This window comes from Pedobacter sp., from assembly GCF_045628745.1.
Classification (GTDB): Bacteria; Bacteroidota; Bacteroidia; order Sphingobacteriales; family Sphingobacteriaceae; genus Pedobacter.
Genome location: NZ_JAZQPU010000054.1, coordinates 1 through 17,971 on the forward strand (window position 1 = coordinate 1; position 17,971 = coordinate 17,971).

The 17,971-nt window shown below is 39.8% G+C and carries 13 protein-coding genes; 10 read left to right on the forward strand and 3 right to left on the reverse strand.

Features of this window, described 5'->3' with window-relative positions; genetic code table 11:
* Positions 1–181: 181 nt before the first annotated feature.
* Complete coding sequence (locus tag ACR2F7_RS02270; protein ID WP_432711990.1) at positions 182–1,195, forward strand: redoxin domain-containing protein; 1,014 nt, start codon at positions 182–184, stop codon at positions 1,193–1,195.
* 106 nt (positions 1,196–1,301) lie between these two features.
* Positions 1,302–2,792 carry a M14 family zinc carboxypeptidase gene (locus ACR2F7_RS02275; protein WP_432711991.1) on the forward strand — a complete coding sequence of 497 codons (1,491 nt, stop codon included), beginning with the start codon at positions 1,302–1,304 and terminating at the stop codon, positions 2,790–2,792.
* Between the two features lie 9 nt (positions 2,793–2,801).
* Here ACR2F7_RS02275 and ACR2F7_RS02280 read toward each other — a convergent pair whose 3' ends face one another.
* Together ACR2F7_RS02280 and ACR2F7_RS02285 are read right to left on the reverse strand one after the other, a co-directional pair.
* Complete coding sequence (locus ACR2F7_RS02280) at positions 2,802–3,251, reverse strand: DUF2059 domain-containing protein (RefSeq protein ID WP_432711992.1); 450 nt, start codon at positions 3,249–3,251, stop codon at positions 2,802–2,804.
* 152 nt (positions 3,252–3,403) lie between these two features.
* Positions 3,404–5,869: a DUF5916 domain-containing protein gene (locus ACR2F7_RS02285; protein ID WP_432711993.1), complete on the reverse strand. Its 2,466-nt coding sequence runs from the start codon at positions 5,867–5,869 to the stop codon at positions 3,404–3,406.
* Between the two features lie 205 nt (positions 5,870–6,074).
* Between ACR2F7_RS02285 and ACR2F7_RS02290 the strand changes: the two genes are divergently transcribed.
* Entirely contained in the window at positions 6,075–7,169 is a 1,095-nt protein-coding gene (locus ACR2F7_RS02290; RefSeq protein ID WP_432711994.1) for a Fic family protein, read from the forward strand.
* 238 nt (positions 7,170–7,407) lie between these two features.
* Here the strand turns inward: ACR2F7_RS02290 and purD are convergent, their stop codons facing one another.
* A complete protein-coding gene (gene purD, locus ACR2F7_RS02295) occupies positions 7,408–8,679 on the reverse strand; it encodes a phosphoribosylamine--glycine ligase (RefSeq protein ID WP_432711995.1) in 1,272 nt (423 codons plus the stop codon).
* A 156-nt stretch (positions 8,680–8,835) separates the two neighbouring features.
* Between purD and secA the strand changes: the two genes are divergently transcribed.
* The 7 genes from secA (at position 8,836) to ACR2F7_RS02330 (ending at position 17,946) form a co-directional block, all read left to right on the forward strand.
* Positions 8,836–12,144: a preprotein translocase subunit SecA gene (gene secA, locus ACR2F7_RS02300; RefSeq protein ID WP_432711996.1), complete on the forward strand. Its 3,309-nt coding sequence runs from the start codon at positions 8,836–8,838 to the stop codon at positions 12,142–12,144.
* Positions 12,145–12,298: 154 nt separating this feature from the next.
* Positions 12,299–12,736 carry an SPOR domain-containing protein gene (locus ACR2F7_RS02305; protein ID WP_432711997.1) on the forward strand — a complete coding sequence of 146 codons (438 nt, stop codon included), beginning with the start codon at positions 12,299–12,301 and terminating at the stop codon, positions 12,734–12,736.
* A complete protein-coding gene (locus ACR2F7_RS02310; RefSeq protein ID WP_432711998.1) occupies positions 12,729–13,913 on the forward strand; it encodes a M20 metallopeptidase family protein in 1,185 nt (394 codons plus the stop codon). Before ACR2F7_RS02305 ends, ACR2F7_RS02310 begins: the two co-directional genes overlap by 8 nt.
* Positions 13,914–13,942: 29 nt before the next feature.
* Positions 13,943–14,878 (forward strand): hypothetical protein, encoded by a 936-nt coding sequence (locus ACR2F7_RS02315; protein ID WP_432711999.1) that lies wholly within the window; start codon positions 13,943–13,945, stop codon positions 14,876–14,878.
* Positions 14,879–14,960: 82 nt separating this feature from the next.
* Positions 14,961–15,617, forward strand: a complete 657-nt coding sequence (locus ACR2F7_RS02320) for an SGNH/GDSL hydrolase family protein (protein WP_432712000.1) — start codon at positions 14,961–14,963, stop codon at positions 15,615–15,617.
* Between the two features lie 11 nt (positions 15,618–15,628).
* Positions 15,629–17,584, forward strand: a complete 1,956-nt coding sequence (dnaG, locus tag ACR2F7_RS02325; RefSeq protein WP_432712001.1) for a DNA primase — start codon at positions 15,629–15,631, stop codon at positions 17,582–17,584.
* On the forward strand, positions 17,584–17,946 hold the full coding sequence (locus ACR2F7_RS02330) for a YraN family protein (RefSeq protein WP_432712002.1): 363 nt from the start codon (positions 17,584–17,586) through the stop codon (positions 17,944–17,946). The genes dnaG and ACR2F7_RS02330 overlap by 1 nt, the downstream gene beginning before the upstream one ends.
* Positions 17,947–17,971 lie beyond the last annotated feature (25 nt).

Sequence of the window (17,971 nt, forward strand, 5' to 3'; positions counted from 1 at the left end):
CTGTTTTCGTTGATGAACTTCTGGATTATAGGCTTGCTTTCTTCCTGAATAGCCTCAGCACGATCATCTAAAGTCTTGATATACGCCTGGTCTTTTTGTTGCTCCGGGCTTTTCGACTAAGTCGGAGGCCAAGCGGTCTTAGGACAAGGCATATTATCAACTCCTTGGCTCACAGAACGACATGGCTACGATCCGACTTGATTCTGCAGCCATTACCAATGGAAGCTTTGAGTTTAAGGGCACGGTAGCAGACCCTACTACAGCACAGTTGATTTTAAAGCACCCAGCACCAGCAGTGAATCCTAGCAAAAAAACTGGCCCTGATGCCTTGGTGATCTATTTGGAGAATAAAGCGATGACACTTACTGCTGCCGACTCTTTGAAAAAAGCTGTTGTCAAAGGATCGCCTTTAAATGATGACAATGCCAAATTAGCGGCTATGCTTAAACCTACTACAGAAAAAATGAATGCCTTAAGGGCAGAATACCAGTCGAAAAGCCCGGAGCAACAAAAAGACCAGGCTTATATCAAGACTTTAGATGATCGTGCTGAAGTAATTCAGGAAGAAAGCAAGCCCTTGATCCAGAAGTTTATCAATGAGAACAGAAACTCCTTTGTGGCTTTAACGGCTTTTAGAGGTAATTTAGGTTATGACATTAATGCCAAAGAAGCGGAGCCTGAATTTAACAAGTTTTCTGCAGCCTTAAAAGCAACGGAACTTGGCAAAAGTATCGGTACGGCTATCAGCGGGGCTAAATCTACTGCAGTAGGCGTAATGGCACCACAGTTTACGCAAAATGATACCAATGGCAAACCAGTGAAACTAGCTGATTTTAAAGGTAAATATGTGCTGATTGATTTTTGGGCTTCCTGGTGTGGCCCTTGTCGCGCAGAAAACCCTAACGTAGTGGCTGCCTTCAACAAATATAAAGATAAAAACTTTACCGTATTGGGCGTTTCACTTGATAGAGAAACAGGTAAAGAGGCCTGGTTAAAAGCTATTCAGGATGATGGTTTAGCCTGGACAAATGTTTCTGATTTAAAATATTTTGACAACGAGGCTGCTAAATTATATGGCATTCAAGCTATCCCTTCTAATGTGTTAATTGATCCTTCGGGAAAAATTGTAGCTAAAAATGTTAGAGGTGAAGAATTGCAATCGAAACTGGCTGAATTGCTAGAAGCAAAGAAATAATTTTCAAATTTTCCTTTGATAGAACAGCCCTTATCCTTGAACAGGATAAGGGCTGTTTTTTGTTTCATTCTTTTTTATAAATTGCAATGAACTAAATATTTACGCCATGCACAAAAAGCTGTTGTTAATTCCGGTATTCCTGATCAGCGTTTTGGTTTTTGGCCTTGTAAGAAGGCCTAATGCTAGTCCTATAGCAATTGAAAGCACGAGTATATGGCAAAAGTATGAGCGTTATAAAGAAGCTGCGCTTAGCAGCAGGATGTTTAAGCATAGCGATATTATGCCCCTGCTACAGAAACACATAGCCTCCGGTGTTTTTCACTCCACTGTGGTCGGGAAATCTGTCCAGGGAAAAACCCTTAACTTATTAACGATAGGCAAGGGGAAAACGAAGGTTTTACTGTGGTCGCAAATGCATGGCGATGAGTCTACCGCTACCATGGCTTTGATGGATATCTTCAATTTCCTCTCTGCAAGTGATGAAAATGATGCTTTTAGAAAGATGCTGACGGATAACCTGGAGATCAATTTCCTGCCGATGTTAAATCCTGATGGGGCAGAAGCGTGGAAGAGGCGCAATGGCCTTGATATTGACATCAACAGGGATGCACGTTTATTAAATACCCCTGAAGCCCGCGTATTGACTCATGTGGCCGACAGCATAAAACCGTCATTTGGTTTTAACTTACATGACCAGAGTACCCTTTACGCTGCGGGGGCCACAAAGAACCAGGCAACTATTTCATTTTTGGCACCTGCCTATAATTACGTTAAAGACATGAATGAGGTGCGACAGAATGCAACCAAGTTAATTGTGCTGATGAACCGTACTTTACAGAAATATGCACCAGAAAAAGTGGCCAAATACAATGATGCTTTCGACCCAAGGTGTTTTGGGGATACCTTTCAGGGGAAGGGCATTTCTACCATTCTGATTGAATCTGGTGGTTACCCCAATGACCCTGAAAAGCAGTACATCAGGAAACTTAACTTTTATGTGATCCTCAGTTCCTTGCATGCCATTGCACAAAAGGCTTATGAAAGCGAAGATCTCAAGGCTTATATGGCTATCCCTGATAACAACAGGTCTTTATATGACCTTGTGATCAGGAATGCAGAGGTTACAAAAGGCAATTCCAGGTTCAGGGCACATGTGGGAATCAATCGTTCACAAATTGCTGATTTGACAAACAGGTCTATGAGTTACCGCGGTTATATTGAAGAACTGGGTGATATGGAAAAAAGCTATGGCTATGAGGAAGCTGATGCCAGTGCCTTAATTTCTGTCCCTGGTAAAATTAAGGTAATGAAAAAAGCAGATTGGGAGCAACTATCGCTTGCCGAAGAGCTGACTTTAGCTGGGCAAGGTTATTTATTTGTAAAGTTTAGCGACCAGAAATCGCCGACAGGGCCTCTTAAAAACAGGTTGTTAAACCTGAGTAACAGCTCCACTGCAAATATGCAGGCGATAGGACTGGGTCAGTCGGCTAATTTCATTTTGTCTGATGGTAAGAAGCCTGTTTATGCGGTGATCAATGGCTTTCTGGTGGATTTCAGTAAAGAGGTTAAGGTGCTGTCAAATGCTTATGGCTATTAAGTTTGCGCCTTAAAACCCCTTTTCTTTCAATCTTTCACTGAAATCTTTTCCAATCTTTATGCCCCATTCCTGACCTACCTGCATGGATTCCTGCATGATGAGCGGTGATTTTGCTGCAAACTTCTTACCTGTGGGGGTTTCATAAAAAGCGATGATGTTCTTCAGGTCTGCCTCAGGGATATGTTTTTGATAGATGGGTAAAAGCAAATTCAACAGGTCATCGGTAGCAGCTTTAATAAAGGTTTTTTCAAAGTCCAGCCACACATCTTCAGGCACATCTGGCTTTTGCGCTTTAAAAGAACTTACAATTTGAACAATTGCCGCTTTATAGGTAGGCTTAGAACCCGAAACTTCCATCATTTTATCCAGGGTTTCTTTGTAGGTCGTTGCCGTTTGCTGACTGTAAGCAGAGCTAACGGTTAATAAAAAGAGGGCAAGGAGTAGCGTAATTTTTTTCATCAGTTTAGGGGTTTTAAAGTTTTATAATGCACTCGAGGGTGCTTGTTTCTAATGGTTGATTGGTGATGCTTATTTGTTTGATTTTGAAGCTTTTGTCTTTCGCTTCATGGCGTACGGTAGGCTACTAAATGTAGTTTTTTTAAATTTCTTTTTTAAAGTTTTCTTTTCTTTTTTAAATCCAGGTAATCAAGGTAATAGAGCATCTTAACCGATAAACTATTGTTTTGAGGGCCTGATAAAATATGGTCTAAATTGCTGGAATAACGTTTGGTGTAATAGTTATCGCTACTCTCTGAAATGTTTTTATAGGTCATGCTCAGCTCGCTACCCGGCGCAAATTGCCAGGTATAGATCAGGTCAATATTAAATACATTGTAATTTCTGTCGGTACCAGAAACTGTGGCACCGGCATAATCACTCAATGTCCCTGTTGAATTGAGGACATAAAAGCTGTCGTTCCTGCGATCAGACCAGTAATGTCTTGCGCGCAAATTGATCCCCATTTTATTGGTGAAGCTGTATTTGGCATCAAATGAATTCTCAACAGTATTACGGTTGTACTTAGAAAATAAGGTTTGCTGTTCTTTAAAGGCTACCCATCCTACCTGCGCATAACTAGGCTCATAATATAGATCCAGACCTATGCTTAACTTATCGCTAAAACGAAGGTTCTGGAAAAAATAGAAGTAATAGGTTTTTCCATCAAAAAGGTCTTGTTTGGAGAAGCCAATATTACCGCCGAAATTGTAAGCTTTAGCCCTGTTAGGGTTCACATATAACGTTGCTCCATAGCTCGCTGGAGTCTTGTACAGTTGCCCGTTTCTGGATTCGTAAAAATCATTTCCTTCAGCTTTCCAGTTCAATTCTAATTCTGCTGACCAGAGGTTTTTAAATTGCACATACGGACCTATCTCTACGCCTACATTTTGGTAAGCTGCAGGTTTATACCTCCGTGAATAGTTGATCAACATGTACGATCTAAAGGTATTGTACCATTTTCCGGGTTTGTAAATGTTGTAATGTAAAATAGCCGTTTGGTCAAGGAAATTATTGTTGGTAAAAAAGCCCATATCAGAAGGGTCATAAACACGGTCGGCAAATTTCTGGTTGTAGCTCCAGGTAAAGTTTCCACTTTGTTTTCCTGTTTCTGCTTCATAGAAATAACCCGTTTCATTTCCTTCTGCACTGTGATTAGTGAGGTAACTCATTTTACCGGCACCATTAAGGTAATATTTGTTCTTCTTGTCGTTCAACACAAAAAGAAAAGCACTTACATTGGCATCATCACTTGATCCTTGTCGCAATACATTGGTGTTAATCACACTCACAGAGCTGTTGTTTTTCAGCGACTGATCCAACACCAACACATTGTAATTTGTTAAAGGCTGACTTTCAATTTCTCGTTTGTTTCCCTGTTCATCTTCCACCTCTGCATACATGGTATTGGTGATGGCATTGAAAATGCCAATCCCAAGGCCTTTTGCCGTACGACCAGAGATTTTGGTGGCATTTAATACTTTGCTTTCCTGGGGTGATTTAGTGATCTTTTCGCCTTCTTTTAAGGTTATTTCTTTAAAAAATGATGGCGATGCACCAATTCTTCTGGAGTAAAAAAGATCGCCTTTATTGAATAATTCCGTACCCTCTGTGAAAAAAGACCTGTTTTCATCAAACTTCACTTCAAAAGGTGTGAGGTTTAAAATGCGGTTGTCAGATTGTACTTGCCCGAAGTCAGGGATGAGTGTCATGTCTAGCGTAAAACTGTTATTGATGCCATATTTAACATCCATACCACCGTTAAAGGAGGTTGTTGTGTTTTTGATGCCTGGAATATTGTTTGGGTAATGATTGACATAAGAAGAAATATACGGTGAAAAGGAAAGACGCAGGGGTGCCTGAATATCCTTTAAGCCTTCTAACAAGCCCGACTGGTTCATTAAGCCGTTTATTTTAGGGTCTAAAAAGTTCCAGAAGGTCTGTGAGTTTTCCATTGCTCTTCTACGCAGCAAGTTCAAGCCCCAGTTTTGAATGTCCTTACTTGAAAAACGCAAAGCCGCATAAGGTATTTTAAGCTCTAAGGTCCAACCTTTGTCGTCTAGCTTTACTTCACTTTCCCACACGGCGTTCCAGTTGGCGTCCTCATTACCACCTTGTGAATATTTTGCATCAAATTGTGTACCTGCCGCAGTTACGTAAAATCCGTTTCCATTAATGCCATCCAGAAAAGAGTCAAAGAGGATTCCAAAGTAATCAGAGTTACCTATTTGGTCTCTGGTCATGATTTCATGAGCTACGCTATCCGGATTGGCATACATGCGAGCGGCAACATAAATGGCTTTGTCGTCGTAAATTATCTTTACTTCTGTGCGCCTGTCTTCTGTTTCTACCCTTCCCGGGGTAGGGTTGTTTTCAATAAAACCTGTGGCGATGGGTACATTATTCCATTCGGCATCATCTAAGATACCGTCAATTTTAGGGCTTGTTAAGGTTCTTACTGCAGGGAGTTTCTTTTGGGCAAAGGCTTTTTGCTCAGGGGTTTTTTGCTCAGCAGCTTTTTGTGCAAAGATGGAGGAGGAGCAAAATAGAAAGAAGTACAGGCTACAGTAAAAAGTTTTCATTGAATGGATTTTACATAAGACTGTAATAGGTAAGGATATGTTGCACGGAGGGGGAAATATATTTTCTAAGGGATAATTAGCAAGCTAAGATCTCCTTAATTAAATATTTGTTAATTGTTAACGTGATTTTACATCTTAAAAAAACAGAAAGAGTTATATTAGAATTAAACACGATATTGTTATGAAATTTTCAGCCGAATAAATAATGAGCTTATATAAACTCCCCTTATTACCTTTAAAGTTCGATTTGGAAAGTAAAAGGGTGCTAAAAAAGTTGTCATTGACACATAGAGCCCTCGCTGAATTAAATGGGGTTGCTGAAAGCATTCCTAACGAAATCATTATTTTAAATACTTTGTCCTTACAGGAAGCAAAGGACAGCTCTGCTATTGAAAATATCATTACTACCCATGATGAATTATTCCGAAGTGACAGTATAGCACAAGAATTTGCCAGTATTTCTGCAAAGGAGGTTTATAACTATGCAACTGCTTTAAAGGACGGTTTTGTGAGCGTTCGAAAAAGTCAGTTAATAACAAGCAACCAGATTGTTGAAATACAAGGCATATTGGAGGAAACAAAAGCAGGTTTTAGAAAATTGCCCGGTACAGAACTTAAGAATGATCTTACCGGTGAAGTCGTCTATACCCCACCACAAAGCCACGACGAAATTATAGCATTGATGACTAATTTAGAAAAGTTCATTAATGATAATACTTTGAGTGATATTGACCCCTTAATCAAAATGGCAATCATCCATCATCAATTTGAGAGTATCCATCCATTTTATGATGGTAACGGCAGAACCGGAAGAATTATTAATATTTTATATCTAATAAAGGAGGATTTGCTCCGTTTGCCAATTCTATATTTAAGTCGATATATTAATCAAAACAAAGCTAATTATTACAGTCTATTACAAGAAACCAGGGTAAGTCAAAATTGGGAACCATGGATATTGTTTATGTTGGACGCAGTGGAACAGACGTCAATTCAAACCACAAGTGTCATTAGAGAAATAAAAAAAATAATGCAAGAATATAAGCAGATTATTCGAAATAATTTGCCGAATATATATTCCCAGGATTTGATTAATAATCTATTTAAGCACCCTTATACTAAAATTGATTTCTTAGTAGAAGATTTGGGTGTTACCAGAAAAACCGCTGCAAAGTATTTAGGTCAACTCATCGATTTAGGGTTAATTCAGTTGCATAAAAAAGGTAAGGACAATTTTTATATTAATGTCGCTTTATACGATTTTTTACGTCATGCATCCAACCTGATTAAATTAAAATAATATAGACGTTTAGCATCTCATGGGTAAAAATGCAAGAAAAATACCCATGACTTACTTACATGTGTAAAAAACTTTAGAAGTTACCCATGACTTGTAATATCATGAGTAAGGAAGCACTTGGCAATAATTCATATAAAGTAAATGGCTTGCTTACTTCCACCAACAGTACGAATACCAATTGAAGAAATAAACAAGCCATAAAATAATGTGATCTGTAGGTGCATTAAAAATGCTTTCCCTACATCAAATCAAAACCTATATCTTCTCTAAAATACTTTCCGTCAAAATAAATACGTGCTGCATCTGCAGTAGCACATTGCAAAGCATCAAACTGGGTGTCTTGCAAACTGGTAACGGCTAAAACCCTGCCACCATTAGATTTAATTACACCACCTTCAGCAATAGTGCCGGCATGAAAAGCCATCGACTGACGTAAATTATCTAAGCCTGTAATAGATTTACCTTTTTCATACTCTCCAGGATAACCACCTGCAACAATCATTACCGTAGCAGCATTTTTAGGGCTGATGTTAAGTGTTACCTCGTGCAGTCTTTTTTGTGCTGTGGCTACAAAAAGTTCTACCAAATCGTTCTCTATACGAGGAATAACGCTTTCCGTTTCCGGATCACCCATTCTGCAATTGTATTCTATCACATATGGTTTCTCATTAACTTTGATTAAGCCAAAGAAAATAAAACCTGTGTAGTCAATATTATCCTTCTTTAAACCATTAATGGTAGGGATAATGATATCTTGTTCAACTTCTTTTAAGAAAGCTTCATGGGCAAATGGAACGGGAGAAACCGAACCCATACCACCGGTATTTAAACCTGTATCCGCCTGTCCAATGCGTTTATAATCTTTTGCTTCCGGCAAAATCACATAATGATCGCCATCAGTTAAAACAAACATGGAAAGCTCAATACCGCTCAAAAACTCTTCTACAACAACAGTTGTACCTGCAGCACCGAATTTCCCACTTAACATTAATTTAAGTTCTTCCTGTGCTTCGGCCGTATTATCTAATATCAATACACCTTTACCAGCAGCTAAACCATCTGCTTTTAATACAATCGGGGTAAGGTGGTTCTCTAAATAAACTAATCCTTCTTGCAGCGTTGCTGCGGTAAAAGACCTTGAGCCTGCTGTAGGGATGCCATGACGTGCCATGAATTGTTTCGAGAAATCTTTGCTGCCTTCTAAAATAGCGCCTTCTTTTTTTGGCCCTATAACAGGCACACCAGCCAATGCAGGGTCCTTTAGAAAAAAGTCATGAATGCCATTCACTAAAGGTTCTTCAGGTCCAACGACCACCAATGTGATGTTTTCTTTAAGTACTACAGCTTTTACGGCTTCAAAATCATTGGGGTCAATGAGGATGTTTTTTCCATAAGCAGCAGTACCACCGTTTCCAGGTGCAATAAACAGTTTTCCGCATAGGGAAGACTGGCTCATCTTCCAGGCGAAAGCACTTTCTCTTCCCCCAGAACCTAATAGTAAGATATTCATATCACGCAAAGATAAAATAAAACGCCATTGACGAAGCAATGTACAGGATATTTTGTATTTTTAGCGCCCAAACAACTGCCAATATGACTTATTACGTCGTATGGCGTAATTGTTGTAATTTCATGATTTTTAATATATAACCACAAGCATAACGAGATGTTAGGATTTTTAACCAAGGTATTTGGCAGCAAATCAGAGAGAGATATTAAAGTAATACAGCCTATCGTAATCAGAATTAATGAAGAATACGCTAAGCTTTCTGCTTTATCTAATGATGAGCTTCGACATAAAACAGTTTATTTTAAAGATGTAATTGCTAAAGCATTAGCTGATATTGATCAAAAAATCAGTAGCCTTAGAACTGATGCAGAAAATCAAGAGCTTACTTTAAATGAGAAAACGGCTATCTACGATCAGATAGATGCCATGACAAAAGACCGCGACAAAGAACTTGAAGTGGCTTTATCGGCTATTTTACCTGAAGCTTTCGCTGTGGTAAAAGAAACCTCCAGACGCTTTTCTGAAAACGAATTCCTTGAAGTTACGGCTTCAGATTACGACAGAGATTACGCTGCAAGAAAGAAAAATGTTGAAATTAAGGGTGATAAGGCTTTTTGGGCTAACCATTGGGATGCTGCCGGTTCTGAAGTAAAATGGAACATGGTACATTACGATGTGCAGTTAATTGGTGGTATTGTATTACACAATGGTAAAATTGCTGAGATGGCTACTGGTGAGGGTAAAACCCTTGTGAGTACTTTACCAGCTTACCTGAATGCTTTAGCCGGACAAGGCGTACACATCGTTACGGTGAATGATTACCTTGCTCGTCGTGACTCTGAGTGGAATGGTCCTTTATTTGAATTCCACGGTATTTCTGTGGATTGTATCGATAAGCATGAGCCAAACTCTCCACAACGTAGAAAAGCTTACTTAGCAGATATTACTTACGGTACCAACAATGAATTTGGTTTTGACTACCTGCGTGACAATATGACGCAGGCGCCAGATCAACTGGTGCAACGTAAATTACACTTTGCCATGGTGGATGAGGTCGATTCAGTTTTAATTGATGATGCCCGTACACCTTTAATCATTTCTGGTCCTGTTCCTTTTGGTGACCAACATGAGTTTCATGAATTGAAACCAAGGATCGAGCGTTTGGTTAATGCACAAAGAGATTTCGTAACCAGAGCTTTAAATGAAGCTAAGAAATTAATAAACGATGGTAAAACCGGACCTGAAGAGGGTGAAGGTGGATTAGCACTTTTACGTGCACACCGTGGTTTACCAAAAAACAAAGCTTTGATCAAGTTTTTAAGTGAAGGTAGCAATAAGCAAATTTTACTGAAAACGGAAAACCATTACATGGCTGATCAGAGTAAAAATATGCCAAAGGTTGATTCTGAATTATTCTTCCACATTGATGAGAAAAATAACCAGGTTGAATTAACGGAGAAAGGTATTGAGCTGATCACTAAATCTGGTGAGGATACCAGCTTTTTCGTATTGCCTGATGTAGGTACTGAAATTGCTGAAATTGAAAAATCTTCTTTAAGCAGTGAAGATAAAATTGCGAGAAAAGATGAACTGATGCGTGATTATTCTATCAAGGCTGAGCGTATCCACTCCGTAAACCAATTGCTTAAAGCTTATACTTTATTCGAAATTGATGTTGAATATATCATTGATGAGGGTAAGATTAAAATTGTAGATGAGCAAACAGGCCGTATCATGGATGGCCGTCGTTATTCTGATGGTTTACACCAGGCTATTGAAGCTAAAGAAAATGTAAAAGTTGAAGATGCGTCTCAAACTTATGCAACAGTTACTTTGCAAAACTACTTCAGAATGTACCACAAGCTTTGTGGTATGACGGGTACAGCAACAACTGAAGCAGGTGAGTTTTGGTCTATCTATAAATTAGATGTTGTGGAAATCCCTACCAACAGGGCAATTTCAAGAACAGATCACCAGGATTATGTTTACCGCACCATCCGTGAAAAATATAACGCAGTAGCAGAAGAGATCGTTAAATTAACAGAAGCAGGCAGACCAGTTTTAGTAGGTACCACTTCAGTAGAAATCTCTGAATTGTTAAGCCGTATGCTAAAACTTCGTGGTATCAAACACAATGTGTTAAATGCCAAGATGCACCAACGTGAGGCAGATATTGTTGCTGAAGCTGGTCAGGCAGGTCAGGTAACCATCGCTACCAATATGGCTGGTCGTGGTACGGATATTAAACTTGGTGCCGGTGTTAAAGAAGCTGGTGGTTTAGCTATTGTAGGTACGGAAAGACATGAATCTCGTCGTGTTGACAGACAGTTGCGTGGTCGTGCTGGTCGTCAGGGTGATCCGGGTTCTTCACAGTTCTTCGTATCTCTTGAAGATAACCTGATGCGTTTATTCGGTTCTGAGCGTATCTCAAACATCATGGTAAAAATGGGAATTGAAGAAGGTGAAGTGATTCAGCATTCTATGATTACCAAATCTATCGAACGTGCACAGAAGAAAGTTGAAGAAAATAACTTCGGTATCCGTAAGCGTTTGCTGGAATATGATGATGTTATGAACTCTCAGCGTTCAGTAATTTACGCTAAACGTAGAAATGCCTTATTTGGTGAACGTCTGGATGTAGACATGAACAACATGGTATTTGATGTTGCTGAAGATATTGTTACAGAATATAAAGAGACTGCTAATTATGAAGGCTTCAAATTAGAGGTCATCAAGAACTTTTCTATCAACAGTTCAATTTCTGAGCAGGAGTTTAATTCTAAAAACATCCATACCTTAACAGATAAGTTGTTTGAAGAAGCAGAAGCTTTCTATGCCAGAAAATGTGAAGCGATCATTAACCAGGCGATGCCGGTTTTACACCAGGTATTTGAAGAACGTGGTGCACACATTGAACAAATTGTTATACCATTTACTGATGGTATGCGCAGCATTCAGGTGCCAGTTAACTTAAAATTAGCTATTGAAAATAACGGTCGTGAGGTAACGAAATCATTCGAGAAAACCATTGTTTTAGGCCTGATCGACGAAAGCTGGAAAGAGCATTTGCGTGAAATGGATGAGCTAAAACAATCTGTACAGAATGCAGTTTATGAGCAAAAAGATCCATTGGTTATTTATAAAATGGAAGCCTTTAACTTGTTCAAAAATATGTTGAATGCCGTAAATAAAGAAGTAGTAAGCTTTTTATATAAAGGTGGTATTCCTGTTCACCAGGAAGCAGAAGATTTAAAAGCTGCTGAAGCACCAAGAGTGGAGACCAGCAAATTGCAAATGTCTAAACCAGAATTTCAACATGCTGGTGAGGCGCCGTTGCTGATGGAAGATACGCGTGAGGCTGTTCCGCAACAACCTATTCGTAAAGAAGTAACCATTGGTAGAAATGAACCTTGCCCTTGTGGTAGTGGTAAAAAATATAAGAACTGCCACGGTACAGGATTGTAATTTGTATTAGACCTATAGAATGCCGATTTTTGTAAAAGAAAACTCGGCATTCTTTTTTTAAGCCCTTCATGAAACCATCATCCTTTGAGCTTTCAATCTATAAGCATTGCAAACAAGCTGATGTAGGCTCATCACCTTTAAAGCATATATATCAATGAAACTAATTTTTACTTGCTTCCTATGTGTGTTTAGTTATGCTGCCTTTGCTCAACAGCACGGCAAGGTAACCATCATTAAAGATCCCCTGATTGATAGTATTATCGGGAAAAGATTAGAACTCAATAAAAAAGTTGTAGCTCCCACAGTAAAACGCAGTGGGCCTGTTGTAGCTCAGGTAGGGTTCAGGGTGCAGATTTTTTACGGATCTAACAGAAAGGAAACCTTTCAGGAACAAGCTAGATTCAAATCTTACTACCCTAAATTGAATACTTATATCACTTATAAAGAGCCCAACTATTACCTTAGGGTAGGTGATTTCAGAACGCGTTTAGAAGCCCAGCGATTAATGAATGAGTTGCGCCCCTTATTCCCTACGCTCTTTATCTTTAGAGAGAAAATTAATGCACCCATTTTAGAAGAAAACTATGATTAAAGAGCTCATCAAACAAAAAGCCGCTGAAATTTTTGACCAGGTTCTTGCTTTTCGTCGCCATATTCATGCTAACCCCGAACTTTCCTTCAAAGAGTTTCAAACATCTTTATATATCCAGGATAAATTAACTTCCTGGGGCATCCCTTTTACCATTTTAGCCAATACAGGTGTAGTAGGGATCATCAAAGGCGATTTACCTTCCGACCAGGTCATCGCCCTGCGTGCTGACATGGATGCTTTGCCCATTCAGGAAACCAATGACAAGTCTTATAAATCCCTCAATAACGGGGTAATGCACGCCTGTGGCCATGATGTACACAGTTCTTCCCTGCTAGGTACTGCTTTTATTCTTTCAGAACTTAAAGCGCATTTTGGCGGCACTGTTAAACTCATATTTCAACCTGGTGAAGAACTTTTACCCGGTGGCGCCAGTATGATGATTGCGGAAGGGGTGTTAGAAAACCCTAAACCTCAACATATTGTAGGTCAGCATGTAATGCCATTTATTGACGCCGGAAAGGTAGGTTTCCGCTCTGGTATCTACATGGCTTCTACAGATGAATTGTATGTTACCGTATTTGGTAAAGGGGGGCATGGCGCTCAGCCGCACCAAAATATTGACCCTGTAGTCATTGCATCCCATATCATTATTGCCTTACAGCAAATTGTAAGTCGTAATGCCGATCCGCGTTTACCGTCGGTATTATCTTTTGGCAAAGTTACCGCCAATGGTGCCACCAACATCATTCCCGGAGAGGTGAAATTGGAAGGTACCTTCAGGACTTTAAATGAAGAATGGCGTTTAGAAGCCAAGCGACTCATGAAAAAGATGGCTGAAGGCATTGCTGAAAGCATGGGCGGCAGCTGCGAATTTACCATTTGTAAAGGTTATCCTTTTTTAATCAACGAACCAGTATTAACGGCCAGTGCCCGCAATGCTGCCGTAGAATATTTAGGCGAAGATAATGTGGTAGACCTTGATATCTGGATGGCGGCAGAAGATTTTGCCTATTATAGCCAGGTAACGGATGCTTGTTTTTACAGGCTAGGGACAGGTAATGTAGCCAAAGGCACCACCAATTCTGTCCATACGCCTAATTTTGACATTGATGAAGATGCACTTCAAATTTCTACGGGTTTAATGGCCTATATAGCTTTAAAACAATTGGGTGTTTAATTGTTAAGCTTGTAATTTATCCACTGCTCATGAGATCATTATTATTGTTTTTCTTATGCATTGCCTTTACTTTTAAAGCCAATGCACAGGAGATCCCCCGGTTTAACCCCGATACCATTAAAACCATTACCCTTGACACTGTTGTAAATATTACGGCGAAGCGCCTGAGTGTGCAAACATTTATTGATGCTGTAGTAACCGATACCAGCTTTTATAAAGCTTTTCAACACATGAAAAAGTACGGTTTCATTGCCGAAAACAGCATCTATACCTACGACAAGAAAAACAAGGTTAATGGCAGCATCTACCGTAAAATTAAGCACAATAGCAAAGCGCCAAAGATGGAATACCTGGTTAAAAAGGATGACGGCCGGATCTATAAAAAGAACGGAAAATTCCAGCTTTATACCGTAGAGATGTTTGATTACATCTTCATGAATGCCTATAAATCTGAGTTTTCTTCCACTTCTTTTGGCACGCCTTCGGGTGATGGTAGCTCCAATGCCGGTTATAAAGATAAATTGAAAACCTTAATCTTCTCGCCGGGGCGACCAGTAAAGGGACTTCCTTTTATTGGAAACAAAACAGAGATCTTTTCGCCAAACATGCGCCAGTATTACGACTATAGCTTTTTCAGTGCCACTTACCTAGATTCTATACCCGTCTACCGGTTTAAAGTATCCATTAAGCCAGACTTGAGCAACTGGACAAAAGATGGCCTGATGATCAAAGAACTGGTCACCATTTTCGACAAGCGTAACTTTGAAATTCTGGGTCGTTATGTAGACATGAAGTATAGCAATATGCTGTTTGATTTCGATGTGCAGATGAACATAGAAATGAGCTATTTTGGCGAAGAGAAGCTGCCTTCAAAAATTTCTTACCAGGGGAATTGGAATGTGCCCCTTAAAAAAGAAGAAAGAGCCAGTGTACTTATCCTTCATAAAGCCTATCATGTAAATTAGCATTAATTTTTGTTTAAATTTAAGGCCGCTGATCCTGTACTATTTGCAGCGAAGCAGCAGCCTAACCCATAAATTTAAACCCATGAGCGCTTACCTTAAATTTTTTCCTGCATTATTAATCGTTATCTTATTTACTTCCATGGGGCCTAAGCCTAAGAAAATCTTGTTTTTTGGTGATTCTATTACTGAAATGGGTGTTAAATCCGGGGGCTACGTTTCCCTTATCAAAAAAATACTTCCATCTACCAGTTATGAAATTATTGGCGCAGGTGTTGGTGGGAACAAAATATACGACCTTTACCTTCGCCTTGAAGATGATGTGCTGAACAAAAAACCCGACATGGTGGTTATCTATATCGGCGTCAATGATGTATGGCATAAATTATCATCCAGAACGGGTACAGATCAGAATAAATTCGTTAAGTTCTACCAGGCACTGATCAATAAAATTACCGCCAATGGCGCTAAAGTTATTCTCTGTACGCCTGCAGTTATTGGTGAAAAGAAAAACGGTGCCAATGAAATGGATCCGGAGTTGGATAAATATGCTGCTGAAATTCGTAAATTAGCCGACCTTAATAAACTGCCGCTGGTAGATTTAAGGAGCTTATTTATCAATTATAATATAGCTAACAATACAACTGATGCCGATAAAGGCGTTTTAACTAATGATGGTGTCCATTTGAACGACAAAGGAAACCAATTGGTAGCGGCCCAGCTGCTTCCTCTGATCAAATAACAGAAATAAAAATGATTAACCACGATACCATAAACAAAATTATGGATACTGCCCGAATTGAAGAGGTAGTAGGTGATTTTGTAGCTTTAAAAAAACGTGGTACCAGTTTAATTGGTAACTGTCCTTTCCATAACGAGAAAACCCCTTCATTCCATGTTTCGGTAACTAAAGGGATCTATAAGTGTTTCGGTTGTGGCAAAGGCGGAGATGCGGTCCATTTTATCATGGACCATGAGAAATATTCTTATCCCGAAGCGCTAAAATTTCTGGCGCAGAAGTACAATATAGAAGTTGAGGAAACTGTTCAAAGCAACCAGGATGTAGAAGCCCAGAATGCCAGGGAATCTTTATACATCGTGTCTCAATTTGCGACGGCCTTTTTTGCCAATGAATTGTGGACCGGTGCTGATGGTCGTGCTATTGGCCTGAGCTATTTTAAAGAACGTGGTTTCCGTGAAGACATCATCAGGAAGTTTGAACTTGGTTATTCGCCTGATGTATGGGATGCTTTGACCCTGAAAGCCGTCAACAGCGGCTATAAAGAAGAAAAGCTGGAGCGTACAGGTCTTTCCATCAGAAACGATAAAGGAAAGCTTTACGACAGGTTCAGGGGCCGGGTCATGTTTCCCATCCATAACTTTACCGGCAGGGTAATTGGCTTTGGTGGAAGAACCTTAAAGACAGATAAAAATGTACCCAAATATGTCAACTCTCCCGAGAGTGACATCTACCATAAATCGAATGTGCTCTATGGGCTTTTCCATGCCAAAAAAGCCATTCGCGAAACCGACAACTGTTACCTTGTAGAGGGTTATGCTGATGTGCTTTCTGTACACCAGGCCGGGGTAGAAAATGTAGTCGCCTCTTCTGGTACTTCCCTCACAGTGGAGCAAATCAGGCTCATTGGTCGCTTTACCCAAAATGTAACCATCCTTTATGATGGTGATGCTGCCGGTATAAAAGCATCGCTGCGTGGACTAGACATGATTCTGGAGGAAGGACTGAATGTAAAAGTCGTTAACTTCCCTGATGGTCATGACCCTGATTCATACATGCACAAAGTGGGTGCAGGTACTTTCAAGACCTATATTGAAAATAACCGTAAAGATTTTATTCTTTACAAGGCAACAACTTTATTAAAAGAAGCCGGCACCGACCCAATTAAAAGGGCCGGTATTATCCGCGATATTGTAGAGAGCATTGCCAAAATACCCGACGGCATTAAGGCTTCGGTATTTATCAGGGAATGTAGTCACCTGCTCCAGGTAGAAGAAAGAATCCTGGTTTCCGAACTCAATAAAATGAGGGTCGCCAAGTTCAAAAAAGCAGGCAATGCTTCAGGTCCTTCTACTTACGCCCCACAACAACAGGATGGGCCACCAGATAACTTATTTGACGATAATGCCGTTGCTGGTGAAGATGTTGCCCGTACGCCGGTTAGCGATGAGCTACAGGAACAGGAAATCATCAGGTTGCTGCTTACCTATGGCCATGAGCTGGTGAGCTGGGACAATATCGATAACATGTATATTGGTTCTTTCATTATGCAGAACCTGGCAGATGTAAGTTTCAGCGATGAAATCTGCAAAAGGATTATCGCCAACTATAAAGAAGAAATTGAAAATGGACAGTTGCCTACGGCAAATCAGTTCATTAAAAATGCCGACCGGCAGATTGCAGACTTGGCCATAACCCTTTCTACCTCGCCTTATGCGCTGAGCGAAAACTGGTATAATAAACACCAGATCTATGTGAGGGATGAAAGCATGAACTTAAAGGCAACCATTTTAGGGGGTATTTTTCACCTTAAAAAGAGAAAAGTAGACGGCATTTTGTTAAACTTGCTTAAGGAGATCAAGGAAGAACAGGATGCGGTAAACCAGGAGATTTTGATGCAGCGTTACTCACATGTGAAGAACGTAGAAAAAGAAATCTCTAAATTTCTAGGCTCTGTAGTCATCAAATAATGGCCTTGCACCTTGAACTGGGTCGCGCCGGAGAAAACCTGGCCCGGCAATTTCTGGAAAACAAGGGCTACCGGATAATGGAGCAGAACTGGATTTATGGCAGAGCAGAAATAGACCTCATTGCTTTTAAAGATGGAATCATCATCTTTGTAGAAGTGAAAACCCGGCGTTCAACAGAATTTGGCGAACCCGAAGAAGCTGTGAACTGGAGAAAAGAAAAACAACTGGAGTTTGCTTCTTTAGCGTATATTGAGGGCAAGAAGCACCATGGAGAAATTCGTTTTGACATCATTGCTATAGTATTTGAAAATAAGAACCAATATAAAATTAACCACATTAAAGATGCATTTTGGCCTAGCTAGTATTCAGAAAACCGTTTTATCATTT

Bases quoted from the DNA above. Each gene is read 5' to 3' on its own strand.
- ACR2F7_RS02310 (WP_432711998.1), top strand. From the start codon at position 12,729: ATGATTAAAGAGCTCATCAAACAAAAAGCCGCTGAAATTTTTGACCAG.
- ACR2F7_RS02330 (WP_432712002.1), top strand. From the start codon at position 17,584: ATGGCCTTGCACCTTGAACTGGGTCGCGCCGGAGAAAACCTGGCCCGG.
- ACR2F7_RS02275 (WP_432711991.1), top strand. From the start codon at position 1,302: ATGCACAAAAAGCTGTTGTTAATTCCGGTATTCCTGATCAGCGTTTTG.
- ACR2F7_RS02320 (WP_432712000.1), top strand. From the start codon at position 14,961: ATGAGCGCTTACCTTAAATTTTTTCCTGCATTATTAATCGTTATCTTA.
- ACR2F7_RS02315 (WP_432711999.1), top strand. From the start codon at position 13,943: ATGAGATCATTATTATTGTTTTTCTTATGCATTGCCTTTACTTTTAAA.
- ACR2F7_RS02305 (WP_432711997.1), top strand. From the start codon at position 12,299: ATGAAACTAATTTTTACTTGCTTCCTATGTGTGTTTAGTTATGCTGCC.
- secA (WP_432711996.1), top strand. From the start codon at position 8,836: ATGTTAGGATTTTTAACCAAGGTATTTGGCAGCAAATCAGAGAGAGAT.
- purD (WP_432711995.1), bottom strand. From the start codon at position 8,679: ATGAATATCTTACTATTAGGTTCTGGGGGAAGAGAAAGTGCTTTCGCC.
- ACR2F7_RS02290 (WP_432711994.1), top strand. From the start codon at position 6,075: ATGAGCTTATATAAACTCCCCTTATTACCTTTAAAGTTCGATTTGGAA.
- dnaG (WP_432712001.1), top strand. From the start codon at position 15,629: ATGATTAACCACGATACCATAAACAAAATTATGGATACTGCCCGAATT.
- ACR2F7_RS02270 (WP_432711990.1), top strand. From the start codon at position 182: ATGGCTACGATCCGACTTGATTCTGCAGCCATTACCAATGGAAGCTTT.
- ACR2F7_RS02285 (WP_432711993.1), bottom strand. From the start codon at position 5,869: ATGAAAACTTTTTACTGTAGCCTGTACTTCTTTCTATTTTGCTCCTCC.
- ACR2F7_RS02280 (WP_432711992.1), bottom strand. From the start codon at position 3,251: ATGAAAAAAATTACGCTACTCCTTGCCCTCTTTTTATTAACCGTTAGC.